General features: G+C 70.3%; 11 protein-coding genes. 9 read left to right on the plus strand and 2 right to left on the minus strand.

Features of this window, described 5'->3' with window-relative positions; all coding sequences use genetic code 11:
• Positions 1 to 29: 29 nt before the first annotated feature.
• Both NRF20_RS22185 and NRF20_RS22190 read left to right on the plus strand, forming a co-directional pair.
• On the plus strand, positions 30 to 623 hold the full coding sequence (locus NRF20_RS22185) for an IS1096 element passenger TnpR family protein (protein ID WP_413753155.1): 594 nt from the start codon (positions 30 to 32) through the stop codon (positions 621 to 623).
• 378 nt (positions 624 to 1,001) lie between these two features.
• Positions 1,002 to 3,809, plus strand: coding sequence for a hypothetical protein (locus NRF20_RS22190; protein WP_413753156.1), 2,808 nt, complete (start codon positions 1,002 to 1,004; stop codon positions 3,807 to 3,809).
• A gap of 358 nt (positions 3,810 to 4,167) precedes the next feature.
• On the opposite strand, the gene NRF20_RS22195 is transcribed toward NRF20_RS22190, so the two are convergent.
• Together NRF20_RS22195 and uppS are read right to left on the minus strand one after the other, a co-directional pair.
• Positions 4,168 to 5,577, minus strand: a complete 1,410-nt coding sequence (locus tag NRF20_RS22195; protein ID WP_413754590.1) for an oxygenase MpaB family protein — start codon at positions 5,575 to 5,577, stop codon at positions 4,168 to 4,170.
• 98 nt (positions 5,578 to 5,675) lie between these two features.
• Positions 5,676 to 6,479 (minus strand): polyprenyl diphosphate synthase, encoded by an 804-nt coding sequence (uppS, locus tag NRF20_RS22200; protein ID WP_413753157.1) that lies wholly within the window; start codon positions 6,477 to 6,479, stop codon positions 5,676 to 5,678.
• 540 nt (positions 6,480 to 7,019) lie between these two features.
• Here uppS and NRF20_RS22205 point away from each other — a divergent pair.
• The 7 genes from NRF20_RS22205 to NRF20_RS22235 all read left to right on the plus strand — a co-directional run bounded on the left by NRF20_RS22205 (position 7,020) and on the right by NRF20_RS22235 (position 15,842).
• Positions 7,020 to 7,532, plus strand: a complete 513-nt coding sequence (locus NRF20_RS22205; RefSeq protein WP_398628515.1) for a hypothetical protein — start codon at positions 7,020 to 7,022, stop codon at positions 7,530 to 7,532.
• 515 nt (positions 7,533 to 8,047) lie between these two features.
• The gene (locus tag NRF20_RS22210) at positions 8,048 to 8,734 is read left to right on the plus strand and encodes a Crp/Fnr family transcriptional regulator (protein ID WP_398628514.1); all 687 of its coding nucleotides are present in this window, start codon (positions 8,048 to 8,050) and stop codon (positions 8,732 to 8,734) included.
• A 169-nt stretch (positions 8,735 to 8,903) separates the two neighbouring features.
• Entirely contained in the window at positions 8,904 to 9,812 is a 909-nt protein-coding gene (locus NRF20_RS22215; protein ID WP_398628513.1) for a hypothetical protein, read from the plus strand.
• Positions 9,809 to 11,893: a hypothetical protein gene (locus NRF20_RS22220; RefSeq protein WP_413753158.1), complete on the plus strand. Its 2,085-nt coding sequence runs from the start codon at positions 9,809 to 9,811 to the stop codon at positions 11,891 to 11,893. Before NRF20_RS22215 ends, NRF20_RS22220 begins: the two co-directional genes overlap by 4 nt.
• On the plus strand, positions 11,890 to 12,798 hold the full coding sequence (locus NRF20_RS22225) for a hypothetical protein (RefSeq protein ID WP_398628511.1): 909 nt from the start codon (positions 11,890 to 11,892) through the stop codon (positions 12,796 to 12,798). The genes NRF20_RS22220 and NRF20_RS22225 overlap by 4 nt, the downstream gene beginning before the upstream one ends.
• On the plus strand, positions 12,795 to 13,319 hold the full coding sequence (locus tag NRF20_RS22230; RefSeq protein WP_413753159.1) for a Pycsar system effector family protein: 525 nt from the start codon (positions 12,795 to 12,797) through the stop codon (positions 13,317 to 13,319). Before NRF20_RS22225 ends, NRF20_RS22230 begins: the two co-directional genes overlap by 4 nt.
• A gap of 594 nt (positions 13,320 to 13,913) precedes the next feature.
• Positions 13,914 to 15,842 carry a YncE family protein gene (locus tag NRF20_RS22235; RefSeq protein ID WP_413753160.1) on the plus strand — a complete coding sequence of 643 codons (1,929 nt, stop codon included), beginning with the start codon at positions 13,914 to 13,916 and terminating at the stop codon, positions 15,840 to 15,842.
• Positions 15,843 to 16,248: the final 406 nt, after the last annotated feature.

The raw sequence follows: 16,248 nt of genomic DNA on the forward strand, positions 1-16,248 counted from the left end.
GCTGTCGGCGTACGGGCTGTAGTGCAGAGGTGCGTACGGGCTGGCTGGAATCCCTACTCTCGCACGAGTACGGCCGGGGTCTGCGGGCGTTGCAGCAGCGGCTGTACGCGACCACCGTCCCGGTGCCACTCAGCGACCTGTACGAGGTGGTGTGGCAGGCGGTCAGCCCGCTGTACGTGCTCGACGACCTGTCTCCCGACCGTCTGGGGCATCTGCGTACCGCCAACGACCACGACATCCAACGGGCCCTGACGGCCCCGGTCTCCCTGGGCGCTGTCCATCTCACCGATGAATGCGCCGAGTTGACGGCGGACGGCCGTACCGAGACGGCCCGGATGCGCGGCGGGCCCGAGCCCGGCGACGCGGTGTTGCGGATCCTCGTCGAGCTCGCCGACGTAGACGACCCCCCGGTTTGGCGGCAGTTGCTGGTGCCCGCCGCGATCCGTCTGGACCGGCTTCATTCCGTGATCCAGGACGCGATGGGCTGGCAGAACTGCCACATGCACGCGTTCACCATCGACGGCGTCCCGGGGAGCTGGAGGACCTCGACGCCGAACACAAGCGTCGCCGCGCCACCGGAAAGCACAGCGCCGGAGAGGCCGCGTGAAGAAGCGGGCCGGTGAGCACGGGCAGCGGCCGCTGCGCACCACCCCGGACAAGGCCAAGACGTCGGCTGGTCGACAAGGAGCCCCGGACATCACACACTCCCGCCGCATCCCACCGGCCCGGTCGCCACGAACCTCGGCGAACACGGGGCGCCGGGCCCCGCTCACCGCACGGACGTCGGACCGCCGCTCCGGGCCAGGACCCCACGATCAGCGGACCGGCCCCATGGCTCCCGTCCGGCTCTTGTTCGGCTCCTGTTCGGGTCCTGTCAGATTCCTGTCAGGTTCCCGAGGTGGGACAACCGGTGACGACACGTCACCCTCTCCCCGGTGCGGGGGGGCACTCTTGGGATTCCTGGGGCGCTGAAGCACGACCGACAACGAGGAGACACCATCGTGAGACAGGTCTCACGCGCGCTGACGGCTGCCTTGGCGGCCGTGGCGCTGGCGGCGGGTGTGCCAGGGCCGGCGCACGCGCAACCGGCCGCCGAGTCCATACCCGGCGCGCCGCCGGGCGCCTCCGGGGAGCGGCTGCCGGAGGGGTGGCGTGTCGAGGGCGGGGAGCTGATCTGGAGCTCGCCCGAGCCCGTGGGCATGGGCGGCGCCCTGGTCGAGTTCCGCTCGGGGGAGCGGACCCTCGGCGTCCCGGAGCCCTCCCCCGACCAACGCACCTTCCGGCTCCGCCTCGACGGGGCGAGGGTCGGACCGGTGAGCGAACTCCAGGTGGTCGCCGGTTCGCGGCGGCTGGACGCCGCAAGGGCTGACCAGGCACCCGGTCAGCGGCGCTCTTCGGCCGCGGCGGCGCCCCAGGACCCGTTCCCCGCCAACCCGGTCGACCCCGGTGTCGCCGGTAAGTACCACACCATCAGTGGTGAGTACTCCCTGAAGTCGGTGAGGCTGCCGGGCTACGCCGAGCCCGTGGAGATGCGCGCCACGGTCGTCGGCCCGACGGACGCGCCGGGGAAGCGACCGCTGGCGCTCTTCGTCCACGGCCGCGGCGCCACCTGCTACGAGCCCGGCAAGAACAGCGCGGGCATGAAGTGGCCGTGCAAGCCGGGCAACAAGGAGATCCCGAGCTACCGCGGCTTTCTGCACGACCAGAAGCTCCTGGCGTCCCAGGGCTATGTGACGGTCTCCATCTCCGCGAACGGTGTCAACGCGCAGGACGGCCGCGCGGCCGACTTCGGGGCGCAGGCCCGTTCGTCCCTGGTGCGCCAGCACCTCGCCCGCTGGGCGGAGTGGGGTGCGAGCCCCGCGAAGGCCCCCGAGGCCGTGCGCGCGACGGAGCCCGCGGACCTCTCGAAGGTGCTCCTGGTCGGCCACTCCCGGGGCGGCGAGGGCGTCAACCGGGCGGCCCTCGACAGCCTCTCCCCGCCGCCGCCCGCCGAGGACGGCTACCGGGGGCCGGTGGGCTGGCGGATCCGCGGCACCGTCCTGATCGGCCCCACCAACTTCGGCCAGAACCCCACGCCCGACGTGCCCTCCATGACCATCCTGCCGGGCTGTGACGGCGATGTGAGCGACCTTCAGGGCCAGATGTACCTCGACGGCACCCGGGGCATCGGCCAGGGCACGGCGCTGCACAGCGCGGTGTACATGGTCGGCGCCAACCACAACTTCTTCAACACGGAGTGGACGCCCGGCCAGGCCGAGGCCCCGGCCGCCGACGACTTCTGGGACGACAAGAACAACCCGGACCCGGTCTGCTCGGCACGGGCCGAGACCCGGCTGAGCGCCAAGCAGCAGCAGACGGCGGGCGCCACCTACATCGCCGCCGCCGCGCGGCTCTTCCTCGCGGGCGACGACCGGGTCCGCCCGCTGCTCGACGGCTCCGACCGGCGCGCGCCCTCGGCCGGCCCCGCCCGGGTGCTGACCCACGCCGTCGGCGGCAACCGCACCCCGGCGATCCGGCCCGACACTCCGCTCTCGGTGACGAACGGGCGTGTGTGCCGGCAGATCACGACGAGCACCACCCGGGCCTGTAGGCCGGACTCCGACCCCGGTAAGTCGCCGCACTTCGCGTCCTGGGCGGACACCACCAGCGAGCCGGGCCGCAACGCGGTCACGGCCCGCTGGACCAAGCCGGGCATCCCGGTCCGGCTGACGCCGGAGCGCGCCTTCTCGTTGGCGGGCTCCGACGCGCTCGCCCTGCGGGTGATGGTGCCGCCGAACACCCGGGGCACCCGGCTCGACGTCGCCCTCACCGACACCTCCGGCAAGCGGGTGAGGCTCGGCCAGGTCACCGTCGACGGCCTTCCCGGCTCCGACTCCACGGCCGCGCACTGGGCGCGTGAGGTCCGCGTCCCGCTGAAGGCCGCCGTCAGCGCCGGTGTCGACCTGAAGCGGACGCAGTCGCTGGAGCTCACCCCACGCAGCAGTTCCGGCGAGCTCTGGTTGATGGACGCCTGGGGCTGGCGCCCCGGCACCCCGGCGGTACGCCCCGTCGCGCTCCCGCGTGTCGACATCGGCAGGCTGACGGTCAAGGAGGGCGACTCCGGCACCCGCACCTACCGCGTACCCGTCCAAGTCACCGGCAAGGGCACCGGCGTGATCAAGCTCGCCGTCCGCGACCCGGAGACCTACAAGTCCACCGTCCGCACCGTGACGGTGAAGGCCGGTGGCTCCGTGGGCGTGTCGATCACGGTCAAGGGCAACTCCCGCTACAACTACGACCTCCGCCACGAGGTCGTGGCCAAGGCCGTGCGCGGCACGGCGGTCGGCGGCTCCTTCGGGGGCGTGCTCGTCGAGAACGACGACCCCATGCCCACGGCCACCGTGACCCCGGTCGCCGACTCGGTCACCGAGGGCCAGAAGCTCACCTGGAAGGTGGAGCTCTCCCAGCCCGCCGACACCAACATCGAGACGCGGTTCGACCTCCTGCCGGTGCGCGAGGGCACGGAGCTGTCCACGAAGGACGTCGACAAGGAATGGCTCTCCGAACTCGGCGAGGCCGCCGACCCGGAGCGGCCTCTGTCCACGGACAGTCCCTCCCTCTGGGTGTCCGTCCCCAAGGGCGAGACGAGCACCGAAGTGTCCGTGCCCACGGTCACCGACGCGCTGACCGAGTCGGAGGAGTCCCTGCAGATGCAGGTGTACATCCTCAAGGAGGACGAGTGGATGGAGGGCCCCCTCCTCACGGGGAAGGTCACGGACGCGCGCCAGGACTGGCGCCCGGGGTCCACGTCCCGCGCTGACGGTGCCTGAGCGCACCACCTGGACGATGGCACCGGCCCCTGCCACGGGGACCGGTGCCATCGGCGTGAGGGGGCCACGCGGGGGCCACGGAAACCCGCTTCCCCCTCGACGGCCACTGCGGCTCCCGCCGGGGCGACGGGCAAGAATGGCGCCGGGACCGGACTCGACCGTGCGGTGGGCCCTTCGACGTTGTCCGTCTCAGTCGGGCCCGGGTCTGCCGACGGCCGGACCGGTCACCGGGTAGATCGTGCGGTGCCCCTTTCCGGTACCAGCCAGGATCCGCCGCAGGACTGCCGAAACCGGATCGGGGTGGTGAAGCTCCTCCCATGGTCTGTCCTCGCGGCGGCCCCTGTCGTGTCCGGGGGTCCTACGCGTCGGCGAGCAGCGGGTCATAAGCGGTCGAGCGCCGGCGGCCCGACATGAAGGAGAGAAAGTCCTTCACGAACGCGCTGCGGGAGTACTTTGCGTCGGCATCGGGCACCGTGCGCCGGAACCCGGTCCGGAACAGGGTCCGGTACTCGTCCGCGTCGATGAACTGGTTGCCGTCCGCGTCGGTGACGTCGAAGAGCACTTCGGCGACCCTGATCAGCGCGGGCCCGGCGAGGGAGGGGACAGCGGCGGCGTACTCCTCCTTGCTGATGCGGCCGTCGCCGTCGATGTCGAGGGCCGCCTGGAGTTCCCTCCACCACTCGGCATACGCGTTGTAGAGCCTGGTCTCCTCCGGTTCGTCCAGATCGAGGCGGGAGGACAACTCCCGGGCCATGGCGGCGAGATCGGGCCAGTCCAGGTAGCCGTCGCCGGTCTGGTCCAGCACCGCGGTGAAGAATTCGTCAGCGCTCCGCTGCGACCCGGTTCCCTCGGCGGGACCGTGCTGCACGGCAAACGGCGTGACCAGCCGGAACAGGGCGCCGGCCTGCTTCATCCGGCCGCGCAGCGCGGTGAGCGTCGCGGCTTGAGGAACGTCGCTGTCCGAGGACAGGTGGAGCAGGCTGGTGAGGCCCTCGGCCCGGAGCCAGTTGTCGGGCAGGAAGCGCGCCAGGCCGACGGCCACGTAGACGCTTTGCATCAGCGTCTGGGCGCCAGGAATTTCGGGCAGACCCGCCCGTCGGCGGAAAGGCTCGGGGAGGGACGCCACCGTGATCGTGCCGATGACCGGGCCTGCGAGCGCGCGGCCCGCCGCCCATACGGTGGGCAGGCCGTCCAGCAGGGGCGGTGCCGGGAGATGGTCGAAGAGCTTGTAGAGGATGATACGCAGCGCCTCCGTGTCCTCCAGTTCCTCCTGGACCATGTGGTCGTAGTACTGCCAGAACTCCTGCAACGTGGGCGGCAGATGGCCGACCCCATCCCCCAAGACCGCGAGGAATGCCTGGTATTCGGCGTAGAGCCGTTCCATGGAGGTCTGGTCGAGCGGCTGCCCGCTCAGTCGGCACATGGTGACGGAGCTCTCGAAGAGGGTCGCGACCACCCAGGCGCGGACCTGGGGGTCCATCGCGTCGTAGGGCCGGTCCTGTGCGTCGGTGCCGCTCAGCCGCGCGTGCAGGCGGTTGAGCCGCGCCGCCTCCCTTTGCCGCTCGTGATCGTCGGTGCCGAACATGCGCTGCAGGCTCACGAGGGTGTTGCGCAGCCGTCGCCACGGGTGCGCGACGAACGTCGAGTTGTCGATCAGGGCGGCGCCGATCTGCGGGTGGGCGGCCTCCAATACCGTGGCCCTGACCAGGGCCAGTGCCCAGCGCGGATCGTTGAAGAACCGGTGGAACTGCGAGTCGGGACCGAACAGGGATCCGGACTGTGCTTCGGGGGTCGGCCGCGCGGGGTCACCGTGGTGATCGGTGGCTCCGGAACGCGTGCGCCTGGGGCGGCTGCTGCCTGTGTCCGTCACGGGTGAGGTTCTCCGTTCGCGTGCGGCGTCACGCCGCCGAAGCGGCGATTGCGTTGCTGGTAGGCGTGCAGGCACTCCAAGAAGTGCGGCGCACGGAAGTCGGGCCAGAGCACCGGCGGGAAGATCCATTCGGCATAGGCCACCTGCCAGAGCATGAAGTTGGAGATCCGCTGTTCGCCGGACGTCCGGATGACGAGGTCCACATCGGGCGTGTCGGAAAAGGGCAGGTGAGCGGCGAAATGCTGCTCGTCGACGGCATCGGCCGGTACCCCGCTGCGGATGAGAGACCGTGCCGCCTCGACGATGTCCCTGCGTCCGCCGTGGTCGAACGCCACGGTCAGCGTCATGCCTCGGTTCGTGTTGGTCAGCGTCATCAGGTCGGCGAAGTCCCGGGCCAGCGGCCCGGGGATCCTCGGGTCCGCCACTCCGAGGAACCGGCAGCGGATGCCGCGCGCGTGCAGCAACGGGGCGTGTTTGCGTACTACGCGGCGCACCAGTCGCATCAGGAAGTCGATCTCGCTGCTCGGCCGTCGCCAGTTCTCGGTGGAGAACGCGTACAGGCTCAGCCACTCCACTCCCGACGTCCGCGCCGCCTCGATGACGTCGATCACCGTTGTTTCCGCTGCCCGGTGACCCGATGTGCGCGGTAAGGACCGCCGTGCCGCCCACCGGCCGTTCCCGTCCATCACGCACGCGACATGGCGCGGCACACCCCTGTGCCGGTCCTCACCGGTTGGGCGACGCGGAGGTGTACGGGCCGACGACGAGGCAGAAGTGCCGCCCACTCGTTCAACCGTCATCCGTGCTCCCCCGGCTGCCGCAACACAGTCCCCCTCCGCCTCGCACCACCCACTGGTCGCAGCGCCTCCTGGCCGCAAGGCTCTGCCGCAGTGGGCCCGGACAGCGCCCCGTTGTGTCCGGACTCTGCTGAGCGCGTTGCGCATCCGCCGGAAGCCTGTCGAGGCTGCGGACGGGTTTCGCTCCCGCAGACGACGGACCGGCCCGCTCCGCCGGACGGTCCCGGGGGATCCTCCGCCGCAGCGCCACTCAGATCGACACTCAGCAGAGTGCCGGTGCCCGGCCCCGGACACATCGCAATCTCCGCATATTCACCTGTAGTACGTCAGTCCGCTTTAACGACCTCGTGGTCGCGCCTTGACCGGAATCGGGTAGAACCGGACGCTTCGACACCGCCGACACCCGACTCCGCCGTTTCGGCCGAGCCGGTTCTGACGACAAGGCCTCGCGGCGGCGCCGAAGGCTCGACCGCCATTCACCTGATCGACCTGCCCACGCTCCGTGGGCAAACCCGGGGAATCCGGACCACCGAGGCCCGCTCCATGAACATCGGCCGCGCCTACGCGGTGAGCGAGCTGGAGTCGGCCGAAGCCGAGTTCCGGGGCGCGCAGCCCGCACGACCGTCCCCGTCGGCGCCTTCCACCTACCTGATCGGCGACGACGTACCGGATCAACTGCGGGACGGGCTCGACTCCGCGCCCACGTTCGTGCCCGTGACCTGGTACGACACCCGGAAGCCGGCCCAGGGGCCGCGGATGTGGGCGGCGGACCGCGTGGACGGCACAGTGCTGGCCGTCCGGGTGGATAGGAGCAGCGAGCTGCGCAGTATCCAGGCCCTGGACCGGCACATGAGATACGCGGCCCTCGCCGTGCTCGCCGCCGTCGTCCCCCTCACCGTCCTCGCCGCCGAACTGGTGCTCCGGCGGCTGCGCCGGGTCGCCGGGACCGCCCGCCGCATCAAACGCGGCGACCTGGATGCGCTGCCGGACGAACTCGACTGGGACGAGTTGTTCACGGGAGGCCGCGCTCGTGGCGGTTTCGTCGGTGCCGCCTGAGCCTCACCTGACTCATGGGTGCGCTGCGACCAGTGACGGCTCCCGGTACAGCAGCCGTGTACGGCAACCACAGCAACCGCGCCCAACCAGTAGTGCGCCGGTGCAAGCGTGCAGCGGCCGGTGTGGCCGTCAATACACCACCCCCAGCGGACGTGACCCTGCGCAGTTGGCTTGCGCTCCGCCCCTGGCCGGAGACCGCCGCCTCGATGAGTGCCCTGAAGTGGCGCTGCTTGTGGCGTCAGGCCAGCGGGTAGCCCAGGGCGAGGGCGGCTTGCGGAACGCCGGCAACCGGTCGGGGTAGACGGGGCGCCGACCTCCTGCCAGCCGCCGGAGTGCTCGACACTCGCCCGTACATGTGTGTGGTGGCGTGTGGGCGGCAGCCGTTCTCGGACAAGGTCGCCCGATTGGCGGCGGAAGCGGTCGGCCCGGCGTAGAACTCATGAGGAGGCGAGGCCGACGAGGCCGCGTACGGGGCAGGGCGAGGCCGTGTACAGGACGGACGGGGAAGGCGACGAGTGCTGTCGGACGAGACGTGGCGCGAGCTACGGGACCAAGGTGCGACCCGCAGCTTTCGCGAACGCAGCGTGATGCTGAGACAGGGTTCTGCGGGAACGCACCTGCTCGCCCTCACCGACGGCCTCGCCAAGGTCGTGTGCCGGGAACCGGGCGGAATCGTGACCTGGCTGGCCTTCCGGGGACCGGGCGACCTGCTGGGCGAGGTGTCCGTCTTCAACGGCACCCCACGCACGGCGGAAGTGGTCGCGCTCACCCCCTGCACGGCTGTCGTGCTGGAGGCGGAACGGTTCCGCCGATTCATAGAACAGCGTGGGCTCGTCATGGACTTGATGCGCCAGGCCCTCTCCCGACTGCGAGAGTCCGACGCACACCGCACCGAACTGCTGACCCTGCCGCTGGTCGTCCGGCTGGCACGGGCACTCCTGCGACTTGCCGAACTCACCGCGCCCGGCACCGAATCGGACGTCGTACGGCTGACCGGCCTGAGCCAGGAGGAGATCGCCCAAGCGACCGGAGTGACCCGCAACGCGGTCATCACCGGACTGCAACGGCTGCGAGAGTCCGGCGCGGTGGAGACGGCCCGCAGAGTGATCGTCATCAAGGACATGAAGGCGCTGCGCGACTGGGCGACGACCGCCCCGAAGACCACGCCCGCGTCACCCTTCTCCCCGTCCCCGGCTGAATGAACGCACCCGCGCCGGGAGCGGGAAGCGTCGCCTGAGCACGCCCTCGCTGTGACGTGGGACACCCGCAAAGTGCCCTGCGCTGTGCAGTCGGACGGACGGAACCGACGGAACCTCGAATCAGCCGACCACCGGCTTCGTCACCGCCCCACCGTCCGCGAGGAGATCACGCATGTCCACGCCCGTTCCCGCCCCGTACACCGAGAGCCGACCGCTTCCTCCCTACCGTGCCCTGTTCGCCGTCGACGCCAAGGACTTCACCGGTCTTCCCGCCGTCCAGCACGGTCCGGTGAGCCAGTTGATCCCCGAACTCGTCGACCAGGCGCTGGAGCGAGCCGGGCTCCACGAGCTGCGCGACTCCAAGCGGTTTCCGGCCAACACCGGGGACGGCGTGGTGTTCGGCTTCGATCCGGCGTTGCTGCCCTTTGTCCTCTGGCCGTTCCTGGGCGTGCTGGACGACATCCTCGGCGCGTACAACAGGCAGTGCGTGGGCCCTCGCATCCGGCTCCGGGCCAGCGTCCACGTCGGGCCGCTGCCGGACGCGGGCGGTCCCGGCGACGGCAACGGCACCGCCCGCAACGACACGCACCGGCTGCTGGACTCCCGTCCGGTCAAGGCCATCCTGGCTGCGGCAAGCGAGCAGGTCACCCACCTGGCGGCGGTCATCTCCCAGCGCGTCTACGAAGACGTCGTGCTCGGCGCGTACACCGGGCTGCACCCCGACCGCTGTGTGGAGGTTCCGGCCACCGTGGAGGGGAAGAACTTCTCGCAGCGGGCATGGCTGTACGTCCCGTCGCCGTCCGGAAACCTCGTACAGGCCGGTGTGCGACCGCGCGAGGAATCCGCAGCGCAGGCCGACGCATCCGCCGATCAGGAACACGACCCGGTGACGCGGCCCGGCACGCACTACAGCGGCAACACGCAGCACGTGGGCGAGGGCGCCGCCGTGATGGGGAACGTCGGACGGGACTTCACGTACACCGGCGGTTCCACCTCATACCGCGGCACCAACCAGCACTGGGGCGGCGGCGACAACGTGGCGGGCGACAAGCGGGTCGGCGGAGCCGGAGACCACCGGTGAGCGCCGGCGCGGACACCACTCCCGGCCCGGACGGCCCGGACGCCGACGGCCGACCGGATCCGAGGAACTCCTACCGAGGAAACCAGCAACGGCTGGACCAGGGCATGGCAGTCATGGGCGGAATCGGCGGCGACGCCACCGTGATCATCGGCGCCCCGCTCGACGAGGCCGTCACGGACCTCGTCGTCAAACCCCGCCTGCGGGAGGGCCCCTACCCTGCGGACGACATCCACGCCCGCTTGCGCGGATTCGTCGAGCCACCGGCCTACGCACAGTGCCGGAAGGTGCTGGACTGCCACATCCTGATGCTGAGGGCCGGCAGCGGCACAGGCGCGAGCACCGCCGCGTTCGCACTGCTGGCAGAACGGTACGGAGCCGACGGCATCACCGGCCTGGACTCACCGGACGACCTCTCGCGCTGGCGCCCCAAGGAGGGGCGCGGCTATCTGCTCCAGGGTCTGTCCCCGGCGGCCGCCGCCTCGCTCGGCGAAGTCGTGCTCACCGCGCTGGCCGCGCTGCTGCGTCGATCGGGCGCCCATCTGGTCGTCACCGTACGGGCGGAAACGGCGCTTCCCGGCGACACGGTGCCCTGGCAGGTCGTGCACCGCCCGCCGCCGCCGGCCGAGGTGGCCACGAAGCGCCTGAACACCATGGCCGAGGCGGGTGAGCTCACCTCTGAGCAGGGGGCCGACGCACTAAGACGCCTCGCCTCCCCAGACTTCACCGGCTATCTGCACGCTCACCCGCTGCCACAAGACGGTGTCGAGGTGGCAAAGGGACTGCGTGATCTCGTCGTGTCGGGGAAGGCCGCCGCATCCGTACTCGACGATCTGCAGACCGGCAGCCCCACGGCCGCCCGCAAAGCTCTGGCGGAATCGAGCCACCGAGCCGACAGCCTTGCCCTGATGGCGGCAATCTCGCTGCTGTCCGAACAGGACCGTACGGTCGTCGAGGAGTTCAGCGCGATTCTGCGCCCCCACATCGACGAACGCGGCGGCTCGGCACCGGTCATGGCCGGGCGGCCGGAGCGCATCGATGCGCACGGACCGGTCACGGAGGGGCCGCATACGCGGCGCGACGTTCTCGGACCGGCCTTCGAGGACCGGCTGGCGGCCGTCGGCGCACGCCTGCTGCCACCCCGTTTCGGGGCGGCACAGCACTATCCGGTCCAGCCGGTCGCCTTCTCCGGACGGCACCGGTCGAACGCCCTGCTCCGGTGCCTGTGGCTGGACTACGAGGGCATGGCGGGCCTGCTGTGGAAGACCTTGGACGAGGCTCCCCACCACTCCGGCATCGAACTGGCAGCGGGCCAGGCGATCGGGAAGGTATTGGCCCACGCGACCGGCCCGGACACTCTGCGCCAGCTGCACCCCTTCGCTGCGTCGGACAAGCGCTGGCGCCGCCGTCTGGTGGCCTACGCGCTCGGGGAGATGGTCCAGTACCCCGCCCTCACCGGCGCGGTACGGGATCAGTTACGGCAATGGAGCCGGGCCGCCCCCGTACCCCTCCGCTGCACCGTGGCCGAGACCTGTGCAGGCAGCTACGGCCTGGCCCGGCCCGCCGTCGCCCTGAAACTCCTGGACGCCGTACTCGACGAGCCGGAGAAGGACCTGGAGCGCAGATTGCGTACCGCAGTGTCCTTCGCTCTCAGCACCCTTCTCTCCGAGGACGCCAACCACCCCCTCGTCCTCGACCGCCTGCGGGAGTGGCAGGGAGCCGATCCGGGCGCACAGCGTCATGCCCTGGCGGTTCACGTCATCGAATCGATGAGCCTGACGGCCTTCCCCCGGCCCGGCGCGCCGGGCGTACGGCGCGTGCGTCTCGCCGACCTGCTTGCGGACCACCCCGAGCGGGCCTTCGACCTCGTGGTCACAGCCCTGGACGACCCTGCCACCCACGAAGCGACGGCGACGGGCCTGTCCCTGATCGAGAGCGACCCGGGCCTACGGCACCGGACCGCCCTCCCGCACTTCCTCGCCGCACTCTCCGGCACGGCCCGGAGCCACCGTGGCGTCATGCGATACGTCCTGCGCCGCCATCGCGTCCGTACGGCCTCCCCGGCAGAAGGGTTCGCCTCATGACCGGCCCGCTCATCACACCTCTGAACTCCTCGCCGGCCTGGCAGCTGTTCCGCCTCCGCCTCGGTTCCCCGGAGGACCGGGCCCTGGTGTTTCTCGCGGACGACGGGGCCGACGCAATGGTGCCGCCCCGCGGCGGCGACTACTGGGGCTATCCGCGGCCGACAGCGCGCGCGGTGCGTCAGGGGGACTTCTTCGACATCGTGTGGGTCTCGCTCGCGGAACGGCGGATTTCGGTCGACATCCCGCGCCGGCCGCCGAAACCCCCTGCCCGTTACGGGGTCGCCTGGAAGATCAGCAACCCGGTCGTCGCGGCGAGGAACCGGATCACCGAAGAACGGGCCCGGCACCTGGTGGTCGGCCACATCAGCGAGAACGCCACGTTGCCCGGCACCGCCGACCCATTGCGGAGGCCCCCGCCCCACTTCGGTACGACCGAGGTCGAGCCGCCCGGCCAACCACGGGTGATCGACGGCTTCGGCCTCACGTACTGGTTCCTGGACCCGCCGGCCGCGCTCCTGCCCACCCCCGGCACCAGCGCGGAACCGACCCTTCCGTCAGGCTTCGGCGAAGCCCACCGTGAGGCGTACCGCTTCTACCGGGAGGTTGTCGCAGGCGGTCCCGTCGGCCTGGCAGCCCTCTGGCTGCTGCATCAGCCGGAACAGGCGAGGGACGTGCTGGACTGGACGGTGACCCACCGCAATCTCCTCTCCGACCGGGACGGCTGGGAACGCACCCTCGCGGCGACACTTCAGTCACTGACACCGGAGGATCGGGGCTTCGTCGGCGTCAACCTGGCGCGCGTTCTCAGCGACGTGGGGGTCCCCCAGGGCGACGAGGTTCTGCGCCGGATCGGCCACACCGACGTGGCGAGGGACGGGAACGGCCCGCACGGGGATCACCGGTGATCCCCCGCCTGCCCTTCGTCCGCCGCCCGCCGCACGGGGCCGAGCCGGAGGACGTGGTGGCACTGTCGCGCGAGCTGATCGCTCAGAACCACATCGAGATAGGCCGGGCGGACGGCAAGGCCGCTGTCCTGCTCGCCACCGGGGGATCGCTGCTCGGAATCCTCCTGATCCGCCGCCCGCCCGGCACCTTCTGGCCCCACCCGCTGTGGTGGACGGCGGCGGTCACCACGACCGTGGCCCTGCTGTTTCTCCTGGCGGCGCTGCTGCCCCGCCACGGAGCGAGGACCAGGGAGAGCTCCCGCATCCTCGCCTACTACGAGGACGTGCTCCGGGCGGAGAAGCGTGCGGAACTGTCGTCCGGGCTCCTCCTGAGCAGCTCTGACCCGCACGCCCGCCTGTTCCGCGCCCTGGCCGGAACCAGCCGCATCGCCCGTACCAAGAACAGATGTGTGCACGGCGCCGTTCTCATGCTGCTGCCGGCGGTCACCGCCGTGAGCGCGGCGCTGCTCTCCGGTGCCTGAGGCACTACGGAAGCACTGGCTGACAGCGACGCCTCGCGACCGAAGAGGAGGCGGCGACCGTTCTCAGCCACGGACAGTCCTTGATCGCCGCGCTGGAGCATCAGTGCGGCGCTCCGGACAGTGAGGTCAACGCCATCTTCAGCGACACGCGCATCTGAGCCCGCGTGAGCATGTCCGCTGTCTTCAAAACAGCAACTGCGCATTGCCATGCGCAGTTTGCTGGGCGAGCTTCGTCGATGTAGCCCGGCACGCAGATCATCGGCCCGATGCGCCCTTTTACCCCGAATTGCACAGGTATAGATCATCGACCCTAGGGCCCCTTGCGAGTACGCCACTGACTCACGGCGCGAAAGCCCTCAACAGGTAGCACCTCCCGTCCGGAAGATTGCGGGCACCGATCCACTCCGGTCGACTTGTGCTCGCGCCGGTTCCCGTACGGGAAACTCCCTCTGCATCTGTCGCTGTCATGCCATACGCTGCCCGACAGCAGCCGCGCCCCGCGCGTCACCGCATGTTCGCGGTCACGTCCGGGCGTTGCGCGGCGCTCTCAACTCCCGGTCATCCACCGGGTTTCCTTGTGGGGGGAAAATCACTGTGCGCACGCGCAGCATCTCGACCGCGACAGCGCTCGCGGTCCTCTTCAGCTCGGCGGCACTGAGCGTCGTCGCAGCCGGATCCGCCTCGGCCGCCTCCGCCACCGTCATCTCGCCCGGTGGCGTCGTCGTGGATGGCGTCCTCAAGCGGGTCTTCGTCGGCGACCGCTCGACCGGGAAGATCGTGGCCGCCGACTACACCGGCGCCCTCGTCGACTCGGTGAGCGGTGTCAGCGGGGTCTCCGGTCTGGCGGTGTCCGATGACGGCGCCACCTTGTACGCGGCCGCGGAGGACAGCCACGAGATCGTGGCCCTCGACGCGGCCACGCTCGACGTCAGGGCCCGCTACGCCGTCGCCACCGACACGGGCCCGCGCCACATCGCCTTCGCCGGCGGCAAGGTCTGGTTCTCGTACGGCGACCAGTGGGACGGCGACCTGGGCTCGGTCGACCCGGCGGTGGACCCGGCGAGCGGGACCGACGCGGTGGCGCTCGGGCAGTTCTCGTCCAAGGTCTGGGGCCCGGCGCTCCTCGACACCGACCCGTCCGCGCCCGGCCTGCTGGCCATCGGCGAGACCGGTCTCTCCACGGACTCGATGGCCGTCGTCGACGTCTCCGGCACCACGCCGCAACTGCTCGCCTGGCACAACGGCGACTACACACTGAACGACGGCATCGGGGACATCGACCTCGTGCCCGGCGCCTCGCAGGTGCTGGTCAACGGCGCTCAGCGGGACGCGTACGCGGACGGGAAATTCACCGCCGCCGGCACCTACCCCTCCGGCCAGCGCGCCGACATCGCCGCGAACGGACTGGTCGCCCAGGTCAACGGCACCAAGGTGGCCGTCTACCGGCCCGGCGCCGCCCAGCCGCTCCGTACCTACGCCGCCAACGCGGCCGACCTGACGTGGGCCCCGGACTCCTCACGGATCTTCGCTCTCGTGGGGACCAGCGGCGGCTACGCCCTCAAGGCGCTCACCGACCCGACGCTGAACGTCCCGAGCCTGACGGTGAACGCGCCGTCGACCGCCACGCGCGGCAAGCAACTCACCGTAACGGGGAAGCTGTCGGCGACGGTGCCGCTGCCGAGCGGTGCCTCGCTCCAGGTCACCCGCACCGACCTGGAGAGCCCCAGTGGCAAGGCGCTGGCCTCCACGAAGGTGAAGGCGGACGGCTCGTACGCCTTCGCCGACACCCCGCCGGCCGGCGGCACAGTCACCTACAAGGTCGCCTACTCGGGCGACGCCGGGCATACGGCGGTCAGCGCGTCCGACAAGGTCGCGGTCTCCCGTACCAAGCCGACGCTGACCCTGAACAAGAACGGCAACGTCTACAACTACGGCTCCGACGTCTCCTTCACCGCGCACCTCGGCTCGACGTACAAGAACCGCACGGTCGAGATCTGGGCGAATCCCTTCGGCGGCGACAAGCCCAACAAGCTGCTGAAGACCGGGAAGGTCAACTCCAGCGGCAACATCTCCGCGACGGTGGACATGACGCGGGACACGGAGGTCACCGCGGTCTTCAAGGGGGACGCCCGCACCGCCCCCAGGACGGTGAAGTCCACGGCGTACGCCAGGGTCAAGATTTCCACCGCCGTCTCCAAGCACTACAAGACGGCCAAGATCGGCTCGACGTCGTACTACTGGTTCCACAAGAGCACCGACCCGGTGCTCACGACGACCATGACCTACTACAAGGGCCGTGACCAGCGCTTCGACCTGCAGGTCTACTCGGGCGGAAAGTGGTACTCGGCCGGCTCGCAGTACTTCCCGCTCGGCACGAACGGAAAGTCGGCCGTACGCCTGGAGGCGCCGGGGAAGTCCGGGATCAAGGCGCGTATGCGGTCGGTGTACGTCAACGGATCGTCCGGCGACAACGTGAACACGACGACATACGGGCCCTGGAAGTACCTGTACTTCTCCAGCTAGGCCGATTCGTCCGGATCGGCCGGATCGCGGACCGGATGAGGATGTCGGTGACACATGGAAGGGCCCCACCGCTTGCGGTGGGGCCCTTCTGCTTTCCGTGGATGTGGGGCATGCAGTCCCCGGTAGTCCTTCTTGGTTCCACGAGCTTTCAACCGTCGCTGAAAGTTCCGGGATCGAGAGGATCTGCCGGGGGCCTGGCCAGAGCCAACGAGTGGGTCACTCGGTTCGGCGAACGTCTCCGCCGACGGTGCGGCTCGCTCTGGTTTTCTGGTGTACTGAAGATTGTCCTCCCTATTTCTCCCGGGTCAAGGGTTTCCGGACTATTACGGACAAAACTCCAGGTTTCGACGCCCAGGACCGCGGCCGGTCAGCGGTGGTTCTTCCAGAACAGGCAGTTGTGATCCCT

This window comes from Streptomyces sp. R-74717, from assembly GCF_047305335.1.
Taxonomy (GTDB): domain Bacteria; phylum Actinomycetota; class Actinomycetes; order Streptomycetales; family Streptomycetaceae; genus Streptomyces; species Streptomyces atratus.

Excerpts from the sequence above, each read along its gene's own strand:
- uppS (WP_413753157.1), bottom strand. The coding sequence starts at position 6,479 with ATGACGGTTGAACGAGTGGGCGGCACTTCTGCCTCGTCGTCGGCCCGT.
- NRF20_RS22205 (WP_398628515.1), top strand. The coding sequence starts at position 7,020 with ATGAACATCGGCCGCGCCTACGCGGTGAGCGAGCTGGAGTCGGCCGAA.
- NRF20_RS22215 (WP_398628513.1), top strand. The coding sequence starts at position 8,904 with ATGTCCACGCCCGTTCCCGCCCCGTACACCGAGAGCCGACCGCTTCCT.
- NRF20_RS22225 (WP_398628511.1), top strand. The coding sequence starts at position 11,890 with ATGACCGGCCCGCTCATCACACCTCTGAACTCCTCGCCGGCCTGGCAG.